15 protein-coding genes are annotated in these 17841 nt (G+C 66.3%); 7 read left to right on the forward strand and 8 right to left on the reverse strand.

Annotated features, from left to right (window positions below):
* Positions 1 to 83 precede the first annotated feature (83 nt).
* Positions 84 to 992, forward strand: coding sequence for a LysR substrate-binding domain-containing protein (locus DAT35_RS20385; RefSeq protein WP_108068724.1), 909 nt, complete (start codon positions 84 to 86; stop codon positions 990 to 992).
* Between the two features lie 22 nt (positions 993 to 1014).
* On the opposite strand, the gene DAT35_RS20390 is transcribed toward DAT35_RS20385, so the two are convergent.
* Entirely contained in the window at positions 1015 to 1410 is a 396-nt protein-coding gene (locus DAT35_RS20390; RefSeq protein ID WP_146209800.1) for a hypothetical protein, read from the reverse strand.
* A 449-nt stretch (positions 1411 to 1859) separates the two neighbouring features.
* On the opposite strand from DAT35_RS20390, the gene DAT35_RS20395 reads away from it, so the two are divergent.
* The 3 genes from DAT35_RS20395 to DAT35_RS20405 all read left to right on the forward strand — a co-directional run bounded on the left by DAT35_RS20395 (position 1860) and on the right by DAT35_RS20405 (position 5481).
* Positions 1860 to 2312 carry a hypothetical protein gene (locus tag DAT35_RS20395; RefSeq protein ID WP_108068726.1) on the forward strand — a complete coding sequence of 151 codons (453 nt, stop codon included), beginning with the start codon at positions 1860 to 1862 and terminating at the stop codon, positions 2310 to 2312.
* 108 nt (positions 2313 to 2420) lie between these two features.
* Positions 2421 to 2732, forward strand: coding sequence for a PadR family transcriptional regulator (locus tag DAT35_RS20400; protein WP_108068727.1), 312 nt, complete (start codon positions 2421 to 2423; stop codon positions 2730 to 2732).
* Positions 2733 to 2808: 76 nt separating this feature from the next.
* Positions 2809 to 5481, forward strand: a complete 2673-nt coding sequence (locus tag DAT35_RS20405; protein WP_108068728.1) for a pentapeptide repeat-containing protein — start codon at positions 2809 to 2811, stop codon at positions 5479 to 5481.
* A 100-nt stretch (positions 5482 to 5581) separates the two neighbouring features.
* On the opposite strand, the gene DAT35_RS20410 is transcribed toward DAT35_RS20405, so the two are convergent.
* From DAT35_RS20410 to DAT35_RS20440, 7 genes are read right to left on the reverse strand one after another with little or no spacing between them, the layout of a single operon-like run.
* Complete coding sequence (locus DAT35_RS20410) at positions 5582 to 7891, reverse strand: glycoside hydrolase family 3 C-terminal domain-containing protein (RefSeq protein WP_108068729.1); 2310 nt, start codon at positions 7889 to 7891, stop codon at positions 5582 to 5584.
* Positions 7892 to 7914: 23 nt separating this feature from the next.
* The gene (locus DAT35_RS20415) at positions 7915 to 9288 is read right to left on the reverse strand and encodes a GH1 family beta-glucosidase (protein WP_108068730.1); all 1374 of its coding nucleotides are present in this window, start codon (positions 9286 to 9288) and stop codon (positions 7915 to 7917) included.
* A gap of 30 nt (positions 9289 to 9318) precedes the next feature.
* Complete coding sequence (locus DAT35_RS20420; protein ID WP_233261595.1) at positions 9319 to 10389, reverse strand: ABC transporter ATP-binding protein; 1071 nt, start codon at positions 10387 to 10389, stop codon at positions 9319 to 9321.
* On the reverse strand, positions 10386 to 11357 hold the full coding sequence (locus DAT35_RS20425) for an ABC transporter ATP-binding protein (protein WP_233261596.1): 972 nt from the start codon (positions 11355 to 11357) through the stop codon (positions 10386 to 10388). The genes DAT35_RS20420 and DAT35_RS20425 overlap by 4 nt, the downstream gene beginning before the upstream one ends.
* The gene (locus DAT35_RS20430; RefSeq protein ID WP_108068732.1) at positions 11347 to 12291 is read right to left on the reverse strand and encodes an ABC transporter permease; all 945 of its coding nucleotides are present in this window, start codon (positions 12289 to 12291) and stop codon (positions 11347 to 11349) included. The genes DAT35_RS20425 and DAT35_RS20430 overlap by 11 nt, the downstream gene beginning before the upstream one ends.
* A gap of 24 nt (positions 12292 to 12315) precedes the next feature.
* Entirely contained in the window at positions 12316 to 13266 is a 951-nt protein-coding gene (locus DAT35_RS20435; RefSeq protein ID WP_304466059.1) for an ABC transporter permease, read from the reverse strand.
* Between the two features lie 59 nt (positions 13267 to 13325).
* Positions 13326 to 15026, reverse strand: a complete 1701-nt coding sequence (locus DAT35_RS20440; RefSeq protein WP_108068734.1) for an ABC transporter substrate-binding protein — start codon at positions 15024 to 15026, stop codon at positions 13326 to 13328.
* 506 nt (positions 15027 to 15532) lie between these two features.
* Between DAT35_RS20440 and DAT35_RS20445 the strand changes: the two genes are divergently transcribed.
* The 3 genes from DAT35_RS20445 to DAT35_RS20455 all read left to right on the forward strand — a co-directional run bounded on the left by DAT35_RS20445 (position 15533) and on the right by DAT35_RS20455 (position 17836).
* Positions 15533 to 15844: a helix-turn-helix transcriptional regulator gene (locus DAT35_RS20445; RefSeq protein ID WP_108068735.1), complete on the forward strand. Its 312-nt coding sequence runs from the start codon at positions 15533 to 15535 to the stop codon at positions 15842 to 15844.
* Positions 15841 to 16263 carry an SRPBCC domain-containing protein gene (locus DAT35_RS20450; protein WP_108068736.1) on the forward strand — a complete coding sequence of 141 codons (423 nt, stop codon included), beginning with the start codon at positions 15841 to 15843 and terminating at the stop codon, positions 16261 to 16263. Before DAT35_RS20445 ends, DAT35_RS20450 begins: the two co-directional genes overlap by 4 nt.
* Before the next feature lie 301 nt (positions 16264 to 16564).
* Entirely contained in the window at positions 16565 to 17836 is a 1272-nt protein-coding gene (locus DAT35_RS20455) for a ThuA domain-containing protein (protein WP_108068737.1), read from the forward strand.
* Positions 17837 to 17841 lie beyond the last annotated feature (5 nt).

A 17841-nucleotide genomic window follows, 5' to 3' on the forward strand; every position in this document is an offset into this window, starting at 1 on the left:
CCTGTGAGGGCACTCAAGTAACGCGGTGCAACTGGTGCAACAATCGCTGTAAATTGGCATGGACTGATGCAGAGGACAGCACAATGAAACGACCCGGTCTCTTCGAGCTCCAGGCCGTCTCGGCCGTCGCGTCGCACCGCAGCTTCCGCGCCGCCGCGGCCGAGCTCGGCCTCTCGCCCTCGGCCTTGAGCCATGTGGTCGCGGCGCTCGAGAAGCGGCTCGGCGTCCGGCTCTTCCATCGCACAACGCGCAGCGTCTCGCTCACGGAGGCCGGTGAGCGGTTTCTCTCACGCGTCCGGCCCGCGCTCGCCGAGCTCTCGGCGGCGATGGAGTCGGTCAACGAGTTCCGCGACACTCCGACGGGCACGCTGCGCATCACCACCTCGGAGGGCGCGGCGCGGCAGGTGCTCACGCCGGTGGTGCTCGAGTTCATGAAGCGCCATCCCGACATGAAGGTCGAGCTCGTGGTCGACTCGCGGTTCGTCGACATCGTGAAGGAGGGCTTCGACGCCGGCATCCGGCTGCTCGAAGCGGTGCCGCACGACATGGTGGCCGTGCCCTGCGGTCCGAAACAGCGCGCCGCGGTGGTCGGTTCACCCCGGTATTTCAAGGCGAACCGGCCTCCGAAGGTGCCTGCCGAGCTGAGTGCGCACCGGTGCATCCGCACGCGGAAGAAGAATGGCGGATTCTACGCATGGGAGTTCGAGCGTCACGGAGAGGAGTTCGCGATCGAGGTCGATGGGCCGCTCACGCTCGACACGCTCGCGCTGGTCCTCGAGGCCGCGCTGAACGGCGCGGGGCTCGCGTATCTGAACGAGTGGGACGTTCGCCCGTACGTCGCGTCCGGAAAGCTCGTGAGCGTGCTGGAGGACTGGCTGCCGGCGTGGCCGGGGCTGTGCGTCTTCTACCCCAGCCATCGTCACGTGCCGGCGGGTTTGCGTGCGTTCGTCGACGTGGTGAAGGAGGTCACAAAGCGCGACGCTTCACGTTGAGCGGTGGCTCGCGCGAGGGGGCTCAGCCCACGCGCTCCCCGGGAATCGTGCCGAGGCGTTGCCGTACCCGCCGGGAATGCTCGTGCAGACCGTTGTCATCCAGCCGGGCCGCCGCCCATGACACCGCCGCCGGCCACGAGGCCAGGATGGAGTACGGCACGACCGAGGGCTTGACGCGGTGGATGATGACCCGGGCGATCAGTGCCAGGGAGGGAGAGTTGATGAGCGCCACGATTCCCATCGACCACCGGCGCATCAGCACCGTCTGGTCTCGCAGGAAGGTCCACTGCTGCTCGCGCTGCTCGGAGGTGAGCGCTTGGAGCTGGCGGATGTCCACGATGGAGACGAACCGTTCCCCCCGCCGCAGATGGGACAGGGTGCGCTCGAACAGCTCCGCCTGTTGCTCATTCGTGATCACGCGCGGGAACGTCACCCGCAGCAGGGGCCAGAGCGAATCGTCAACGTGAATAGAAGTCGGCGGACCCATGCGGGGGGGAAGTCAGGAGCCTCCCCATCCTTCTACCATGTGATGAGCCTGGGAACGTCCGCGGCAGCGGGAGTGGAAGGGACGTAGCCGCAGGCGGCCAGCAATCCCAAACAGACAATCGAAGGGGGCGTCTCCTCCCCTCCTCCGGCCGCCCGCCGCGCCTCACCGCACAACAAGCACCCCCACTTATTCTGATGGATACGAGAAATTTCACTTGAAATCCTCAAATCTAGAGGTATACCTTGATCCCACAAAGGCACTGACTTCCCACACAGGCCGAACTGCGGGCTGCCATCGGCAGTCGGGAGGGTATCCACGGGCAGATCCATCCAGAACGACGTTGCGAGGTTCAACCTGTTGCATCCCACGGAGGTGTTGCGATGAGTGACGTGCACGAACCGGAATCCACCAGCGGGAGTGCGTGGCTCGAGCTCGAGGATGGAATCACGTGCTCGCGCAGGCCCGTGCTGACCAGCACCTACGCCGTCCTCCCCGCCTCCGTGCCCGCCTCCGCCGTCGCCAGGACGGAGACTGCGGAGCCCACGGCGCTGGCGAAGAGCCCGGACCTGCCGGAGTTGCTCCTGGAGACTCTGCGGCTCTTCGATGCCGTCGGCGCACACATCCCCCGGCGCATCAGCGACGAGGAGCTCGGCGATGCCCTGGAGGCCATCCATAAGATGGTCCAGGAGGGACAGCCGAGGTGGAGGATCCAGGTGAGGATCCTCTCCACCCTCTTCTGGGTGAGTGCCCACTCGGTGCAGGACTGCGTCCACGAGCTCGTCGGGACGGAGACGGCGGCCACCGGGAGCGGCAGGACCAAGAGCCGTGAGTAGCATCCGGGTGGGGCCGCGCAGCCCCGCCCTCTTCCAACAAGTGATGACTGGCGGGCAGCTTCGTGCCGCGAGGTTGTAAACCTCGAAGTGCGGGGTAGCCTGTGCGGCATGGACACTCCGCTGTCGACCCGGACCGCCATCCTGACGGTGCTGATCCATGGCAGGAGCTACGGCCTGGAAATCATCGAGAAGGTGCGGGAGCGTACCGAGGGGAAGATCCTCCTGAATGAAGGCTCGGTGTACCCCGCCCTCAAGGCGCTCGAGCGCGAGGGCCTGGTGCGCAGCTTCGAGGGAGAACCCCTGCCGGAGCGCGGCGGCCGGCCGAGGCGTTACTACGCGCTGACGGGTGAGGGCTTGCGTGCCGCGCATGAACAGAAGCCGGCCATGCCGGGTCTGCTGAGGCCCGTGGAAGGCATGTGACGCACGGGCCTGGCGGCCAGGGCCAGGCATCCGCGGTGGGCTTGCCCCGAGCGCGCCTGATAGAGACGGCGGCAATATGACCGCCCGACGCGTCTACGGCGCCACGCCCTTCAACATCCCCGGAGAGTTCGCCGGGCTCGACTTCTCTGTAGACTCGCGCCTCCTGTGGGCAATCCTCCCCGGCGAGGACACCACCCTGCTGGTGTCCTTCGACGTGGCGCGCGGCACGGTGGCCGAGCAGCGGGAGGTAGACGGGCGCTGGCGGGTGGTCCATGCGCTGCCGGGTGGCGACGTCCTGGTCGGATGGTGGGGGCGCATCCGCCGCATCTCCGCCCACGGGAAGACGGCGTGGACGCTCAAAGGAGAGCAGGCGCTCCACCTGGCCGCGATGAGCCCGAACCGGTCCGTGTTCGTCAGCGTCGAAAAGTCCAAGGCGCAGGTCCGGGACGCCAGGCGCAACACCGTCCTCCATACCCTCCAGGAGAAGGACGGGGACATCTACGCCGTCGCCTTCAGCGCGGATGGGGCGCTGCTCGCGACCGGGTCGTCGAAGGGGACGGTTCGGCTGTTCGACACACGCACCGGTAAGGAGCGGGCGAAGCGGGGCGGCAACAAGGTCCTCGCCCTCGCTTTCTCACCCACGGGGGAGCACCTGCTCGTCGGCCACGGCACCGGAAAGGTGGCGCTGTGGGCCGTGGATGATCTGAAGCCAGTGTCACACTTCGTGGCCCATCACACGTTCGAGGAGGGTGGCGGCGCCGGTTGCCGCTGGGTCGCCTTCTCCTCGGACGGCAAGCGCGCGTTCTCGCTCGGCAACGAGCACCTGCTGCGTTCGTGGATCATCCCGGACGGCGGCGAGGGGTCGGCGATCAACGTGCCCCGGAGGCACGCGCAGGGCTCGGTCACCGCGCTCTCCCCCGACGGCCAGTGGATCGCCACCGGCTCCACCACGGGCGCGCTGAGCGTGTGGTCGACGGAGGACGGAACGTCGCGGGTAGAGGACGCCGCGCCGGCGCCGATTCTCGGGCTGGCCCTCACCCCGCGCGCGGTCGTGGCAACATCGAACGCCACCTGCGTCTCCTGGGATCGCGCCAGCGGGAAGCGGACGGAGATCGACGCCGGCTTCCCTCCCACGGACGCGAAGGGCCTCTCGTCCAGCCTGCTGGTGCGGCTCGACTACGATTCGATCTTCGTCGGGAAGTCGCTCGACGCGAAGGCGCGCGAGGCGTTTCAGCTCTCCACTTATGCCTCGGGTCCGCTCGCGGTCTCTCGAGATGAGACGCTGCTCGCCGCGCCGGCCCAGGAGCATGTCCAGGTGTGGGAGCTGAAGCGCGGCCTGCTCCGGGCGGAGCTGCCACACGCGGAGCAGGTGAGGGCGTGCGCCTTTGGCCCGGAGGACACGTGGCTGGTCACCGCGGACAGCGCGCTGCACCTGTGGCGGCTGGGGAAGACGCCGGAGGCGATTCGCGACATCCCCCTGGTGAGCAATGGGTCGGACACGATCGTGCGAGGGCTGGCGGTCTCCCCCCGCAGCTGGATCGCGGCCAGCCTGGACGGCAGCATCAACAACGCAGACGCGGAGAGCGCGCTGCTCATGGTGGATCCGCGCAGCGGCGAGACGGTGAGCCGGCTCGAGCGTCCCGAGGTGCGGTTGGGGCAGGTGGCCTTCGTGGGGGACACGCGCGTCGCGGTGGCCGACTCGCTGGGGCGGCTACTCCTCGCGGAGGTGGCCACCCCGACGAAGGCGCGCTGGCTCGAGCCCGAGGAGGAAGACGTCTGGCCCCAGACGGGGATGAAGGAGGCGCGGCCGATCGCGACGCTCGGCGATGCGGTGGCCTACGTGGGCCCGGACGGCAGCGTGGTGGTGGAGACCCTGAAGGCGGGCAAGGCCAAGGACGGCGCGCCCTTCCTGCTCGAGGCGGAAGCAGAGCCCGTCTCGGCGCCCAGGGGCGGCAAGAAGGCGAAGGCCGCCGCGACGGCCAGACCCGAGGGCCTGTTCGAGAAGCGCCTCGCCGAAGCGCGCTTCCTCTTCGCGGGCCGCTTCAAGCACACGAGCCCCACGTTCCGCGAGCAGACGGTGAAGGAGCTGGGCGGGAGGGTCGCGGCCAGGCCGGACGCCCAGGTCACGCACCTGGTGCTGGGCGAGAACGCCGCGGACACGCTGGCGGCCGCGCTGAAGGCCAAGGGGGCGACGTTCACGCAACTCTCGGAGCAGGCACTGATGAAGCTCCTGCTGCCCACCGCGGCGGAGGCGAGCGCACTGCTCCGGAACGAGGTGGAGCGCGGCGCCGAGCGGTGGAACACCTGGCGCAAGCGCTACGTGGAGGTCCGCGGGGAGGACTTCCCCGCGCCGCTCCAGCGCATCGACCTGGGAGGCATCGACTTGCGGGAGCACCACCTGTCGGTGCTGGACTTCACCGAGGCCCGGCTCGCCGGCGCTGACCTCTCGAAGGTGGACCTGTTCGACACCGTCTTCCGTGGCGCGGATCTGCGCGAGGCGGACCTCACCCGGGCGAAGTGCTACCGAACCGTCTTCACCGGGGCGGACCTGAGCGGGGCCCGGCTCGGCGCGGACCTGAGCGGAGCCCGCTTCGACGGCGCGGACCTCCGCGACGCGGACCTCTCGGACGCCCAGCTGTTCCACACCGATCTCTGTGGCGCGGACCTGCGTGGGGCTCGGATGCCCTCCACGCTGAAGGACGTGAAGCACGACGCGAAGACCCGGTGGCCCAAGGGCTTCCGTCCCTAGCGGCAGGGAGGCTCGGAGCCGAGGGCCAGCAGGAATCAAACGTTCGTTCGATTCCGCCGACCCTCGGAAAGAGACTCCCAGGCCGCGGGGTTGTGACGAGCTACTGAACCTGCGCCAGGATGTCGTTCAGCATCTGCTCGGTGAACTTGCCCTGGGAGAAGGCGATCAGCTTGTAGGCGGGCATGTCGTTGACGAACACCAGCGTCGACATTTCGGCCTTCTTCCTGGCCTTCTCCTCCTGGGGCGAGCGCTTCACGGTGCTTTGCTCCCCGGGCGCCTCTCCCATGATGACGCTCGCCAGCCGCGAGTAGAACGCCTTCCCCTTGGGGTGGTTCTTGAACTCCTTCACCGTGGAGTGGCGCGTCAGCACGGGGACAGGCACCTGGGCTGTCTCCACCAGGACGTGCTTTCTCAGGGGCAGGCTCCTGGATGAGCCACCGACGAGGATGTCGAACCGGCCAGGATTGACGGACCAGCGGTGGAGGGCGGCGTTGTAGTAGGCGAAGTCACGCGAGTTCAACGTGAAGCTCACCGTCTTCTCCTCGCCGGGCTCGAGCGCCACCTTGGTGAAAGCCTTGAGCTCCTTGTCCGGACGGCTGACCGCGGGTTTGTCCTCACGGACGTAGAGCTGAACGATTTCCTTTCCAGCCACCTTCCCTTCGTTCCTGACCTTGAGCTGGACAGTCAGACGCTCGGTGTCCTTGATGGACGCCGCGCTGAGGGTCAGCTCCGAGTAGGCGAAGGTGGTGTAGCTGAGACCAAAACCAAAGGGGAACAGCGGCGTGATGTTCTTCTTGTCGTAGTACCGGTAGCCAATGAAGACGCCTTCGCCGTAGTGGGCCTGCTGATTCAGCCCGGGGAACTCGGTGGAGGTCGGCGTATCTTCCACCCTCAGCGGGAAGGTCTCCGCCAGTTTCGCCGAGGGGTTGACCCGGCCCGTCAGGATATCGGCGATGGCACCTCCGCCCGCCTGCCCCGTCAACCAGCCCTCCAGGATGGCCTTCACCCGGCCCACCCAGGGCATGGTGATGGCGGAGCCGTTCATCAACACCACCACCGTGTTGGGCTGAACCTGGCTGACCGCGTCGATCAACCGGTGATGCCCTTCGGGGATATCCAGCGAGGAGCGGTCGAAGCCTTCGGACTCGTGGCTGTCGGGCAGTCCGGCGAAGATGATGGCGACGTCCGCGTTCCTCGCCTGCTCCCGCGCTTCCTCGATCAACTGGGCCGTGGTGACGCCCTCCGCGTCGTAGCCGCTCGCGTAACCGAAGCGCTCGCTCCCGCCCATGATCGCCAGCAGCTCGTCATATGCATTGGAGATGCGGGTCGGATTCACCTGCGAGCTTCCAGCGCCCTGGTAGCGGGGATCCTTGGCGAAGGCACCAATCAGGGCGAGCTTCTTCTTCCGCCCCGCGTCCAACGGCAGGATGTTGTCATCGTTCTTCAGCAGGATGATGCCTTCACCCGCCACCTGCCTCGCCAGGGCGTGATGCTGTTCCACGTCGAAGCGAGCACCGGTCCGGCGACTTTCCGCGGCCTTGAGGATTACGGAGAGCAGCGAGGTCACCACGTCGTCCAGGCGTGAAACCGGCAGCTGGCCCGCGTTGACGGCCGCGATGATCTTCTTGCGATTCACGTCGCCGCTGCCGGGCATCTCCAGGTTCAGCCCGGCCATGACGCCCTTGGCGCGATCATGGACAGCGCCCCAATCCGACACCACGAACCCCTGGAACCCCCACTCATCCCGCAGAATGTCCTCGAGCAGGAGGTGGTTCTCGGAGGCATAGACACCATTCACCTTGTTATAGGCGCACATCACCGACCACGGCTGGGCCTGGGTGACGGCGATCTCGAAAGCGGGCAGGTAGATTTCGCGCAGGGTCCGCTCATCGAGGTTCGAGCTGCTCACCATCCGCTCGAACTCCTGGTTGTTCACCGCGAAATGCTTCAAGGAGGTCCCCACCCCCTCGCCCTGCGCACCCTGGATATAGGCAGCGGCCAGCTGGCCGGCCAGGACAGGGTCCTCCGAGAAGTACTCGAAGTTACGCCCGCCCAGGGGAGAGCGCTTCATGTTGATGCCCGGACCCAGCAGGATCTGGACGTCATGGGCCTGGCACTCCCTGGCCAGGGCGGCGCCCACCTGCCGGATGAGGTCCGTGTTCCAGGTGGAGGCCAGGGCGGAAGCGGTGGGGAAACAGGTCGCGGGAACGCTCTCCGCCACGCTCTGCCCCAGCGCCTTCCGGAGCCCATGCGGACCATCCGTCATGAAGATGGAAGGGATACCCAGCCGCTCAATCTTGTGGGTCGTCCACGGGCCATTGCCAGACAAGAGCAGGGCCTTCTCCTCCAGCGTCATCCGGGACACCAGTTCCTGCGCTCTTGCCTTGTAGTCTTTGGATTGTTCAGACATGTCAGGAAGTCCTCTGCCAGGCTTCAGGGCACGGTGACCGCGTTCTCGGCCATGACGCCCCGGTACCAGAGGGCGCTGTCCTTGGGGATGCGCTGCTGGGTCTTGTAGTCCACCCAGACGATACCGAAGCGCTGCGAGTAGCCGCGGTCCCACTCGAAGTTGTCCAAGAGCGACCACACGAAATAACCGGCCACCGGCGCGCCCCCCTCCATCGCGCGCCGGGCCGCGACGAAATGGTCTCGCAGGAAGGTGAGCCGCTTCTCATCCCTCACACGCCCATCCGGACCGGGAGGCGTCGAGTAGCTCACCCCGTTCTCCGTGATGTAGATCTTGCGCGGCCTGTACTCGAAGTGGACACGCAGCAGGAGCTCCCGGAGGCCGTCGGGGTAGACCTCCCAGCCCATCTCGGTCCAATCCTTCTCGGGCGCGACGAACACCTTGCGGGGCTCGTTCTCCGCCTCCGGCACCTTGTCGCTCCGCACGACCGCGCGGCTGTAGTAGTTGATCCCCAGGAAGTCGCACTTCACCGCGATGGCCTCGAGGTCCCCGGGCCGCACCACGGTGAGCCCCTCGGGCGGCAGGTGCCCGGCCGCGATGTGGTCGGCGATCATGTCCGCCGGGTAGTGGTGCCCGAACAGGGGGTCGAGGAACCAGCGGTTGGAGTAGCCGTCATGGTGCCGGGCCGCATCGTGGTCCGCCGCGCTCGGCGAGGCGGGCTCCGCGGGCGCCAGGTTCAGGGTGATTCCGACCTCGGCCCCGGGGCTCGCGGCGCGAATGACGGGGACGGCGAGCCCGTGGGACAGGAGCACGTGATGGCTCGCCTCGAGCGCCGAGCGATAGTCCTTCAGGCCCGGCGCGTGGATCCCCAGCTGGTAGCCGAGCATGCTCGTGCACCAGGGCTCGTTGTGGGTGATCCACTTCTTCACCCGATCGCCCAGAGCCCGCGCGACGACGCTCGAGTACTCGACGAACGCCTCCGCGGTCGACCGCCGCACCCAGCCACCCTCATCCTGGAGCACCTGGGGCAGATCCCAATGGTACAGCGTCACGAAGGGTTCGATCCCCGCCTCGAGCAACGCGTCCACCAGGCGGCCATAGAAGTCCAGGCCGGGCTGATTCACCTTCCCACGGCCCGCGGGGAGGATGCGCGGCCACGCCACGGAGAAGCGGTAGTGCTTGACCCCGAGGCTCTTCATCAACGCGATGTCGTCGCGGAAGCGATGGTAGTGATCGCAGGCGACATCTCCGTCCGTCCCGTCCTTCACCTTGCCGGGCGTCTTCGAGAAGCGATCCCAGATCGACTCACCGCGCCCATCCTCCATCGCGGCACCTTCGATCTGGTAGGAGGAGGTGGCAACACCCCAGGCAAACCCACTCGGAAAGCTGATGTTCGTCATACGTTTGGAACCTCGACTCAGCGAGTCTCATCAAGACGCCACGCCCACGGGGAGCACACTCCCCGGGCCAGCGGCGCTCATCCCCTGCAACCCCACCGTACCGGACTCGGCGCCCTGTCCGAACAGGTGACACCTCACCCAGCGGTTCTGCTCGAGCTGCGTCGTGCCCGGCATCTCCTGCCGACATACTTTCATGACACTCGGGCACCGATCCGCGAACGGACATCCGGGCGGCGGATCAATCAACTTGGGCGCACCCGACTTCGCCCTCAGTTCGCTCTTCATGGAGCCGTTCGGGTCCGGCACCGCGGAGAGCAGGAGCTGCGTATACGGGTGCGCCGGCCGGTGCATCAACTCCTCGCTCGGCGCCCCCTCCACGATGTGCCCCGCGTACATCACCATCGTCCGGTCCGCGAAGTAGCGCGCACTCGCGATGTCATGCGTGATGTACAGATACGAAATCCCCCGCTCCTCCTTGAGGCGCTCCATCAGGTTCAGGACGCCGACGCGGATCGACACGTCGAGCATGGAGATCGGCTCGTCCGCCAGGATGACGGAGGGCCCCGGCGCCAGCGCTCGCGCGATCGCCACGCGCTGCCGCTGCCCGCCCGACAGCTGATGCGGATAGCGGGACGCGATCTCCGCCGCCGGCTTCAGCTCGACAGTCTCGAGCAGCTCATGCACGCGGTCCCTGAGCTCGGCGTCGCCCTTCGCCTTTCCATGGAGGAGCAGGGGCCGCTCGAGGTGATTGCCAATCGTATGGACCGGGTTCAGTGACCCGAACGGATCCTGGAAGATCATCTGCACCTGCGCCCGGTAGGCGAGCGAGGCCGTCCGCGGCTCCTCCTGGAGGATGTCCCTGCCACGGAAGAAGATCTTCCCGCTCGACGGCTCCATCAGCCGCACGAGCAGCCGCGCGATGGTGCTCTTGCCGCTGCCCGACTCGCCAACGAGCGCGACGACCTGCCGCTGCCCGAGGGCGAAGGACACCTCATGGAGGGCACGCAGCCGCTTCGGCCGGAAGCCGCCCCCCACCTGGAAGTACTTGCCGAGGCCCTTCGCCTCGAGGATCGCCTGGCTCTCCAGATTGATGGTCGTCATGGTGCATCCAGATGGCAGGCGTCGATGTGATCAGGCCCCAGCACGCGCAGCTCGGGCACGTCGGCCTTGCAACGGTCCGTCGCCGAGGGGCAGCGCGGATGGAAGCGGCACCCCTCGGGCAGCTTTCGCATGTCCGGGGGCGAGCCAGGAATGCCCACGAGCTTCCTGCGCGGGCCTCGAACCGAGGGGACCGAGTTCAGCAGCCCCTTCGTGTACGGGTGCCTGGGCGCGTGGAAGAGCTCCCGGGAAGGCCCCATCTCCACGAGCCTGCCCGCGTAGAGGACCGCGATGCGCGTGGAGAACTCGAGGATCAACGAGAGGTCATGCGTGATGAACAAGATGGAGAACCCGAGCTTGTCCTTGAGCTCCGCGACCTGGTGCAGGATTTCCTTCTGCACCACCACGTCGAGCGCCGTCGTCGGCTCGTCCATGAGCATCAGCGGCGGCTCGAGCGCGAGCGCGATGGCAATCACCACGCGCTGTCTCATTCCGCCTGAGAGCTGATGCGGGTAGCTCGTGAGCCGCGAGCTGTCGATCCCCACGAGCTTCAGCAGCGCGACGGCCCTGTCGAGGGCATCCGAGCGCTTCACCCGCTGGTGCGCCTGGATCGCGTCGATGATCTGATCCCCGATGGTGAGGATGGGGTTGAGCGAGTTCATCGCGCTCTGGAAGACGAGCGACACCTTGCGCCAGCGCAGCTCCCGCAGCCGCGCCTCGCTCATCCCCAGGATGTCCTCGCCCTCGAAGAGCACCTGCCCGCCCGTGATGACCGCGGGGGGGCGGAGGATGCGCAGGAGGGCCTGGGCCACGGTCGACTTGCCACTCCCCGACTCCCCAGCGAGCCCGAGCACCTCGCCGCGTCCGATGTCGAACGAGACACCGTCCACGGCGCACACGGGACCCGTGGGCGTCAGGTAGTCCACCCGGAGATCACGCACCGAAAGCAACGTCGAGGACTTAGTTTCCAATGTTCCTCACCACGGGGGTGGAGCTCCCCCCTTCCAGGTCATGGCTCTTGAGGAGCTGCGTCCAGGACCGCTCGGCCCGCAGCCGTGGGTTGGTGATCTCGTCGATGGCGAAGTTGACGAGCACGAGCGCGAACCCGACGAGCGCGACACACACGCCCGTGGGAACGACGGTCCACCACGCGCCCGTCAGCAGGGCCGCGTTGTTCGAGGCCCAGTACAGGTTCGTGCCCCACGTGACCACGCTGACATCCCCGATGCCCAGGAACTCGAGCCCCACCTGCGCGCCAATCGCGTAGACCGTCGCGGAGATGAAGCCGCTCATCAGGAGCGACGTCATGTTGGGGAGGATCTCCCGGAAGATGATTCGCAGGCGCCCTTCCCCACTGACGACGGCGGCCAGGACGAAGTCCTTCTCCCGCAGGGAGAGGATCTGCGAGCGCAGCACCCGTGCATTCCACGCCCACCCGGTGATGACCAGCACGAGCCCGATGGTGACGGGGCCGGGCTGAAGGTACGCGGCAATCACCACGGCCATGGGCAGCCCGGGGATGATCAGGAACACGTTCGTGATGAACGACAGGACGCTGTCGAGCCAGCCGCCGAAGAACCCGGCGGTCATCCCGACGAGCGCGCCAATCGCCATGACGGCGAAGCCCGTCACGAAGCCCACCACCAGCGATGTGCGCGCCCCGACGATCGTCTGCGCGAGCACGTCCTGCCCCTGCCCCGTCGTCCCGAAGAGGAACTCGGACGAGGGCGGCTGGTGCGGCGGGCCCACGAAGGCGGACGCGTCGCCCTTCACGAGCACCGGCCCGACGAGACCGAGCAGCACGAAGAAGAGGATGAGCACCGCCCCGACCGAGGCCTTGCGATTCTCGAGGAGCTGCCAGATGAACCCCGAGCGCTGCTTCTTTGTTTGATTCGCGGATGACACTCCAGCCACCCTCCTTCCCACCCGTCAGCGCGTCCGCGTCCGGGGATCGAGCCACACGTAAAGGATGTCCACCAGCAGGTTCGCGCCCAGCACGGCCAACGTGATGGTCAGGAAGATGCCCTGCATGAGCGGATAGTCCTGGTTGCGCACCGCCTGGATGAGCAGGTAGCCCTGCCCCGGGTACGAGAACACGATCTCCGTCAACAGCGAGCCGGAGAGGACGAAGCCCAGCGCCATCCCGAAGCCCGTGACGTTCGGCAGGAGCGCGTTGCGGGCGGCGTAGTGGAACATGATCCGCTTCTGCGACAGGCCCTTGGCCTTCGCCATGGTGATGTAGTCCTCGGCGAGCACGCTCACCATCGTGCTGCGCATGCCGAGCATCCAGCCTCCGAGCGACGCGACCACGATGGCCGACGCCGGGAGCACCATGTGATGGAGCACGCTGAGGATGAACTCGCCGCTGAAGTCGGGCGCGAGCGCGTCGCTGTAGGCATGCCGGACGGGGAAGCCTCCGATCATGAACCCGAACACGTAGAGGAGCACCATCGCGAGCCAGAAGTAGGGGAACGCGCCCAGGAAGATGAGCACCGGCGGCAGCACCGAATCCAACCAGCCGCCGCGCTTCCACGTGGCAACCACGCCGAGGAGCGAGCCGAGCACGAAGCTGATGAGCACCGCCACCCCCGACAGCAGGAGCGTCCAGCCAAGCCCCGTGGCGATCACGTCCGTCACCTTCGCGGGGAAGTACGCAACGGAGAGGCCGAGATCGCCCTGGAACAGGTGGTGGATATAGGTGAGGTACTGCTGGTGGAGCGGCTCGTTGGTGAAGCCAAACGCCACGCGCAGGGCGTCGATGGCCTCGGGTTGGAGCTGCCCCGCAAACCGCGCGAACATGGCCGAGGCGGGATCGCCCGGCATGAGGCGCGGGATGAAGAAGTTCAAGGAGAGAGAGGCCCACGCGGCGAACGCGTACAAGCCCAGGTTTCGCAATAGGTGTCGCACGAGCCGGCAGGCCTTTCTCTAACGCGTTGACGTCACTTGGGCTTCACTTCGGTCAGGACGATCAGGTACTCGGTGGGGCTGTTGGGCGTCAGCTTCGCGTAGGGGTTGTCCTTGTTCGGGAAGCCCGTGAAGCGGCGCGAGCTGTACTCACCCCAGGACGGGCCCGGGAACAGGGGGATGGCGGGCGCGTTCTGCACGAAGAGCACCTGCATCTGCCCGGCGAGCTTCTTCTGCTCCGCCGAGTCATTCGTGGCCTCGAACGCCCGCAGGAGCGCGTCGGCTTCCTTGCTCCCGAAGCGGCCCCAGTTCCGGGCGGAAATCTCGCCCACGGGCCGGAGCGTCTCGGTGCCCATGAGGTCACGGTAGAAGTGGTACGGCGTCGGCTCTTCCGACGTCCACCCCATGCTCAGGTCGTACTCGCCCTTCTGGAGCCGCTCGAACCAGGGGCTGAAGTCATAGGTCTTCAGCGTGGCGTCGATAGAAACCGCTTTCAGATTTTGCGCGATGATTTGCGCCGCACGCACCCAGTCAGACCAACCCGTGACGACGTTGACCTCGAAGTGCAGGGGCTTCTTGTCCGGCCCCACGCGAATGCCGTCCGGGCCCTTCTTGTAGCCGGCCTCGTCCAGCAGCGCGTTGGCCTTGGCCAGGTCCAGCTTCGTCCAGTCGCCAGACTCCAGGGCCTGGGGGTTGAACCAGGACTTGTGCGCGTCGCTGAGCGCCGTCGCGTCAGCGGGCCGCGTGTAGCCATACATCGCCACCTTGACGATCTGCTCGCGGTCGATCGCCATGCTGATCGCCTTGCGCACGCGGACGTCATCGAAGGGCTTCTTGGCGTTGTTCACATAGAGCGTCGTCGTGTTGCCCACGAGCGGGAACCAGTAGTGGTTGTGCTCCTTGTCCTTGTCGACGAAGACCCGCTCGATGTCGGGCACGAAGCTGCCCGCCCAGTCCAGCTCACCGGTGAGCAGCGCGAGGTTCGCCTGGTCGTTGCCCGGGTACGCCGGGAAGCGCAGGCTCTCCACGGCGGGCTTGCCGGGCTGCCAGTAGTGCGGGTTACGCCCGAGCTCGAAGATCTGATTCTGGAAGACCTTCACCTCGGTGAACGGACCCGTGGCCACGGGCGTCTCGTTCTTGTAGAGGACCGGGTCGGCGACGTCCTTCCACTTGTGCTCCGGGACGATCGGCTGATGAACGATGTAGATGAGGCCGGGCACGTAGGGACGCGACAGGGAGAACTCAACCGTCGAGTCGTCCTTCGCCTGAACCCCGTCCACGAACCCCCACACCGCCGCGAAGTCCAGGGCCTTGTGCTTCTTGAGGAGCTCGAAGGTGAAGGCCACGTCCTTGGCCGTGAACGGCTGGCCATCCGACCACTTCACGCCAGGGCGCAGGGACAGCGTGAGCTTCTTGTTGTCCGCGCTCCACTCGTGCTTCAAGGCCAGCCAGGGCACGAGCTCACCCTTGACCGCGTTGAAGATCATCAACGGCTCATAGACGCCGGCGCGGGTCGGCCAGCGCGCGGTGCCCGGCGCAATCAAGGGATTGAAGTTCCGAACCCAGGAGGCCTGCTGCTCCTGCACGATCGTAAGTGCCGTGGCCTTCACAGCGGCCGCGGCCTTGGGGGCGGCCTCAGGAGAGGGCTGGGCGCCTTCCTTCGGGCTCTTCGAGCAGTGAACGAGGCCCCCGAGCGACAGCAGGGACATGCAGATCAACAGCAGACGGCGTGACATGAATCGCTCCCTCCGTAAGGAGCGTCCCATATAATCTATTCACCTCGCCGTGAGCAGATTCGATTCTTCGACGCAAAGCGTTATCCGCGAGCACACCCGCCGCGGGACGTGGCCCGGCTCATGCCGCGACAGTCGCGGTGAAAAATCTCGATCACGATACAAAAAACAGGAATCAGCGAGATAGCTGCGAGCCCCACCAATCGTGTGAAGCCCCAAGGAGTCCCAACAAGCACCCGCTCCACTTCGCCCTGACGCAGGCGGGTGCTGCCGGCGGCCGCTGCACGGGGCACCGGCATGGTTGGTCTGACAGACGGCGGCCTTCCGAGCGCCCGCCAGCCCCCTCGCGACACAGTGGGCAACGCATTGAGGCCGTCGAGACAAGGCATTCCTTCCGATGGGGGGAGGAACCAGGGCCGGAGAGTGATTGCGGATGAGGCGCCACTCCGGACGCACCGTGCCCCAGCTCCTTGCGGCTCGACACATAAGCTGATACTTATTTGTTCGCGATGCAAACAGACGTCTTCAAGGCGATCTCGGACCCGAACCGGCGACAGCTCCTCGCCCTGCTGGCGGAAGGTGACCGGTCCGTGACGGAACTGATGGCGCCCTTTCGCATCAGCCAGCCGGCGATCAGCCAGCACCTCAAGGTCTTGCGCGAGGCGGGGCTCGTCAGCGAGCGGCGGGTGGGCCGCCATCGCCACTACCGGCTGAACCCCGCACCACTGCGCGAGGTGTTCGACTGGGTCGCACACTTCGAGCAGTTCTGGCTCGAGAAGCTGCGCGGGCTCGAGCAGTACCTGGACGAAGAGGACCCATGACGACCCAAGCCATCCGATACGAGTTCCACCTGCGCCATGCGCCCGAGCGCGTCTGGAAGGCGCTCACCACACGCGAGGCGATGGAGAAGTGGCTCATGCCCAACGACTTCGAGCCGCGCCTGGGCCACCGTTTCACCTTCCGCCGCGAGCCCATCCCCCAGCTCAACTTCGATGGCATCGCCCACTGCGAGGTGATCGCCCTCGAGCAGCCCAGGCACCTCGCGTTCACGTTCCGGGGCGGCGCGCTCGACACCCGGGTGTCATTCCGGCTGGAGCCCGAAGGGACTGGAACGCACCTGTTCTTCGAGCACAGCGGGTTCGACGTGAACGACCCCCGCCAGAAGTTCTCGTTCGACGCGATGGGCAAGGGCTGGAGCGGCCTGGGCAATAAGCTGGAGGAGCTGCTCGCCGCGGGCTGAAAGTCGTTGGCCCGCCCGTCTTCTCGAACGCCACATGTCCGCGAAAGCCTGGGCGCGGGCTTCCTCGAACTCTTCAGGCGGAGTATTTTCAGACCGGCTCGCCCAGATGAGACACCAGAGAATAAAACGGGTTATTTCTGGATTAATTAAAAATCCAGAATTTCCTGGAGACAATCAGGAGCTTGCGTTAGTCTGGCTTTAACCCGGTCCCATCCAGGGGCCGGGCACACCCTGCTGAAGGACGCTCAGCGCCGCGTTGTCCGGGGCCACGTCGATTCAGCAGACACCAGAAAGGCTCCCCATGATCGCAAGAATCAGGAACAACCGGTGGGTGAACCCGCTCGCAGTGCTCGTCGCGTGCCTCTTCCTGGCGTCGAATCCGGCGGTGGCCCAGACCCCGACCTTCAAGGTACTGGCCTTCTACAATGGCACCTGGGACGCGGCCCACATCGACTTCGTCAAGGAAGCCAATGTCTGGTTTCCCCAGATCGCCGCGCAGAACGGCTTCTCCTATACGTCCACCAACGACTGGAACCAGCTCAATGCCAGCAACCTCGCCCAGTACCAGGTCGTGATGTTCCTGGACGACCTGCCGCAGACCGCCGCCCAGCGGTCCGCGTTCCAGCAGTACGTGCAGAACGGCGGCGGATGGATGGGATTCCACGTCTGCGCATTCACCACAGCCCCGGACAGTTGGAGCTGGTACCACAACACGTTCCTCGGCTCGGGTGCGTTCAGGTCGAATACCTGGGGTCCCACCAGCGCCGTGCTGAAGGTCGAAACCCAGACGCACCCGTCGACCACGCGCCTGCCGGCGACCTACACCTCCGCGGTGAGCGAGTGGTACAGCTGGAGCAACAACCTGCGGAACAACCCTGACATCCAGGTTCTCGCCTCGGTCGACCCCGTGAGCTTCCCGCTGGGCACCGACCCGAACCAGTCCTGGTACAGCGGTGACTATCCAATCATGTGGACCAACAAGAAGTTCAAGATGCTGTATGCGAACTTCGGCCACAACGCCATGAACTACTCCACCAACACCCGGCTCTCCTCGACGTTCGCCAGCGAGATCCAGAACAGGTTCATCATCGATGGGTTGAAGTGGCTGGGCGGGGCCGGGACGACTCCGCCGCCGGGTCCGATCTCGCCGACCAGCTGGTACACTGCGGTGAGCAAGGGCTCCGGCAAGTGCGTGGACGCCAGAGCCGCGGCCTCGGCCAACGGCACCGTGGTCCAGCAGTACACCTGCAACGGCACCTACGCGCAGCACTTCCAATTCCAGACGACCGACGGCGGCTACGTGCGAATCAACAGCCGCCTCAACAGCGCCCAGGTCCTCGACGTGAAGGACGTGTCCTCGGCGGACGGCGCGCCCATTCAACTGTGGGCCTACGGCGGCGGCAACAACCAGCAGTGGCAGCCGGTAGCGGAGGCGGATGGCACCTACCACTTCGTCAGCCGCTACAGCGCCAAGTGCCTCACGGCCACGGGTTCCGCCGACAGCACCCAGTTGGTGCAGTCCTACTGCAACGGCAGCGCTTCCCAATCGTTCTCCCTCTCCCAGCAGCCGTAGCGCCT

The organism is Vitiosangium sp. GDMCC 1.1324 (assembly GCF_003044305.1).
Classification (GTDB): domain Bacteria; phylum Myxococcota; class Myxococcia; order Myxococcales; family Myxococcaceae; genus Archangium.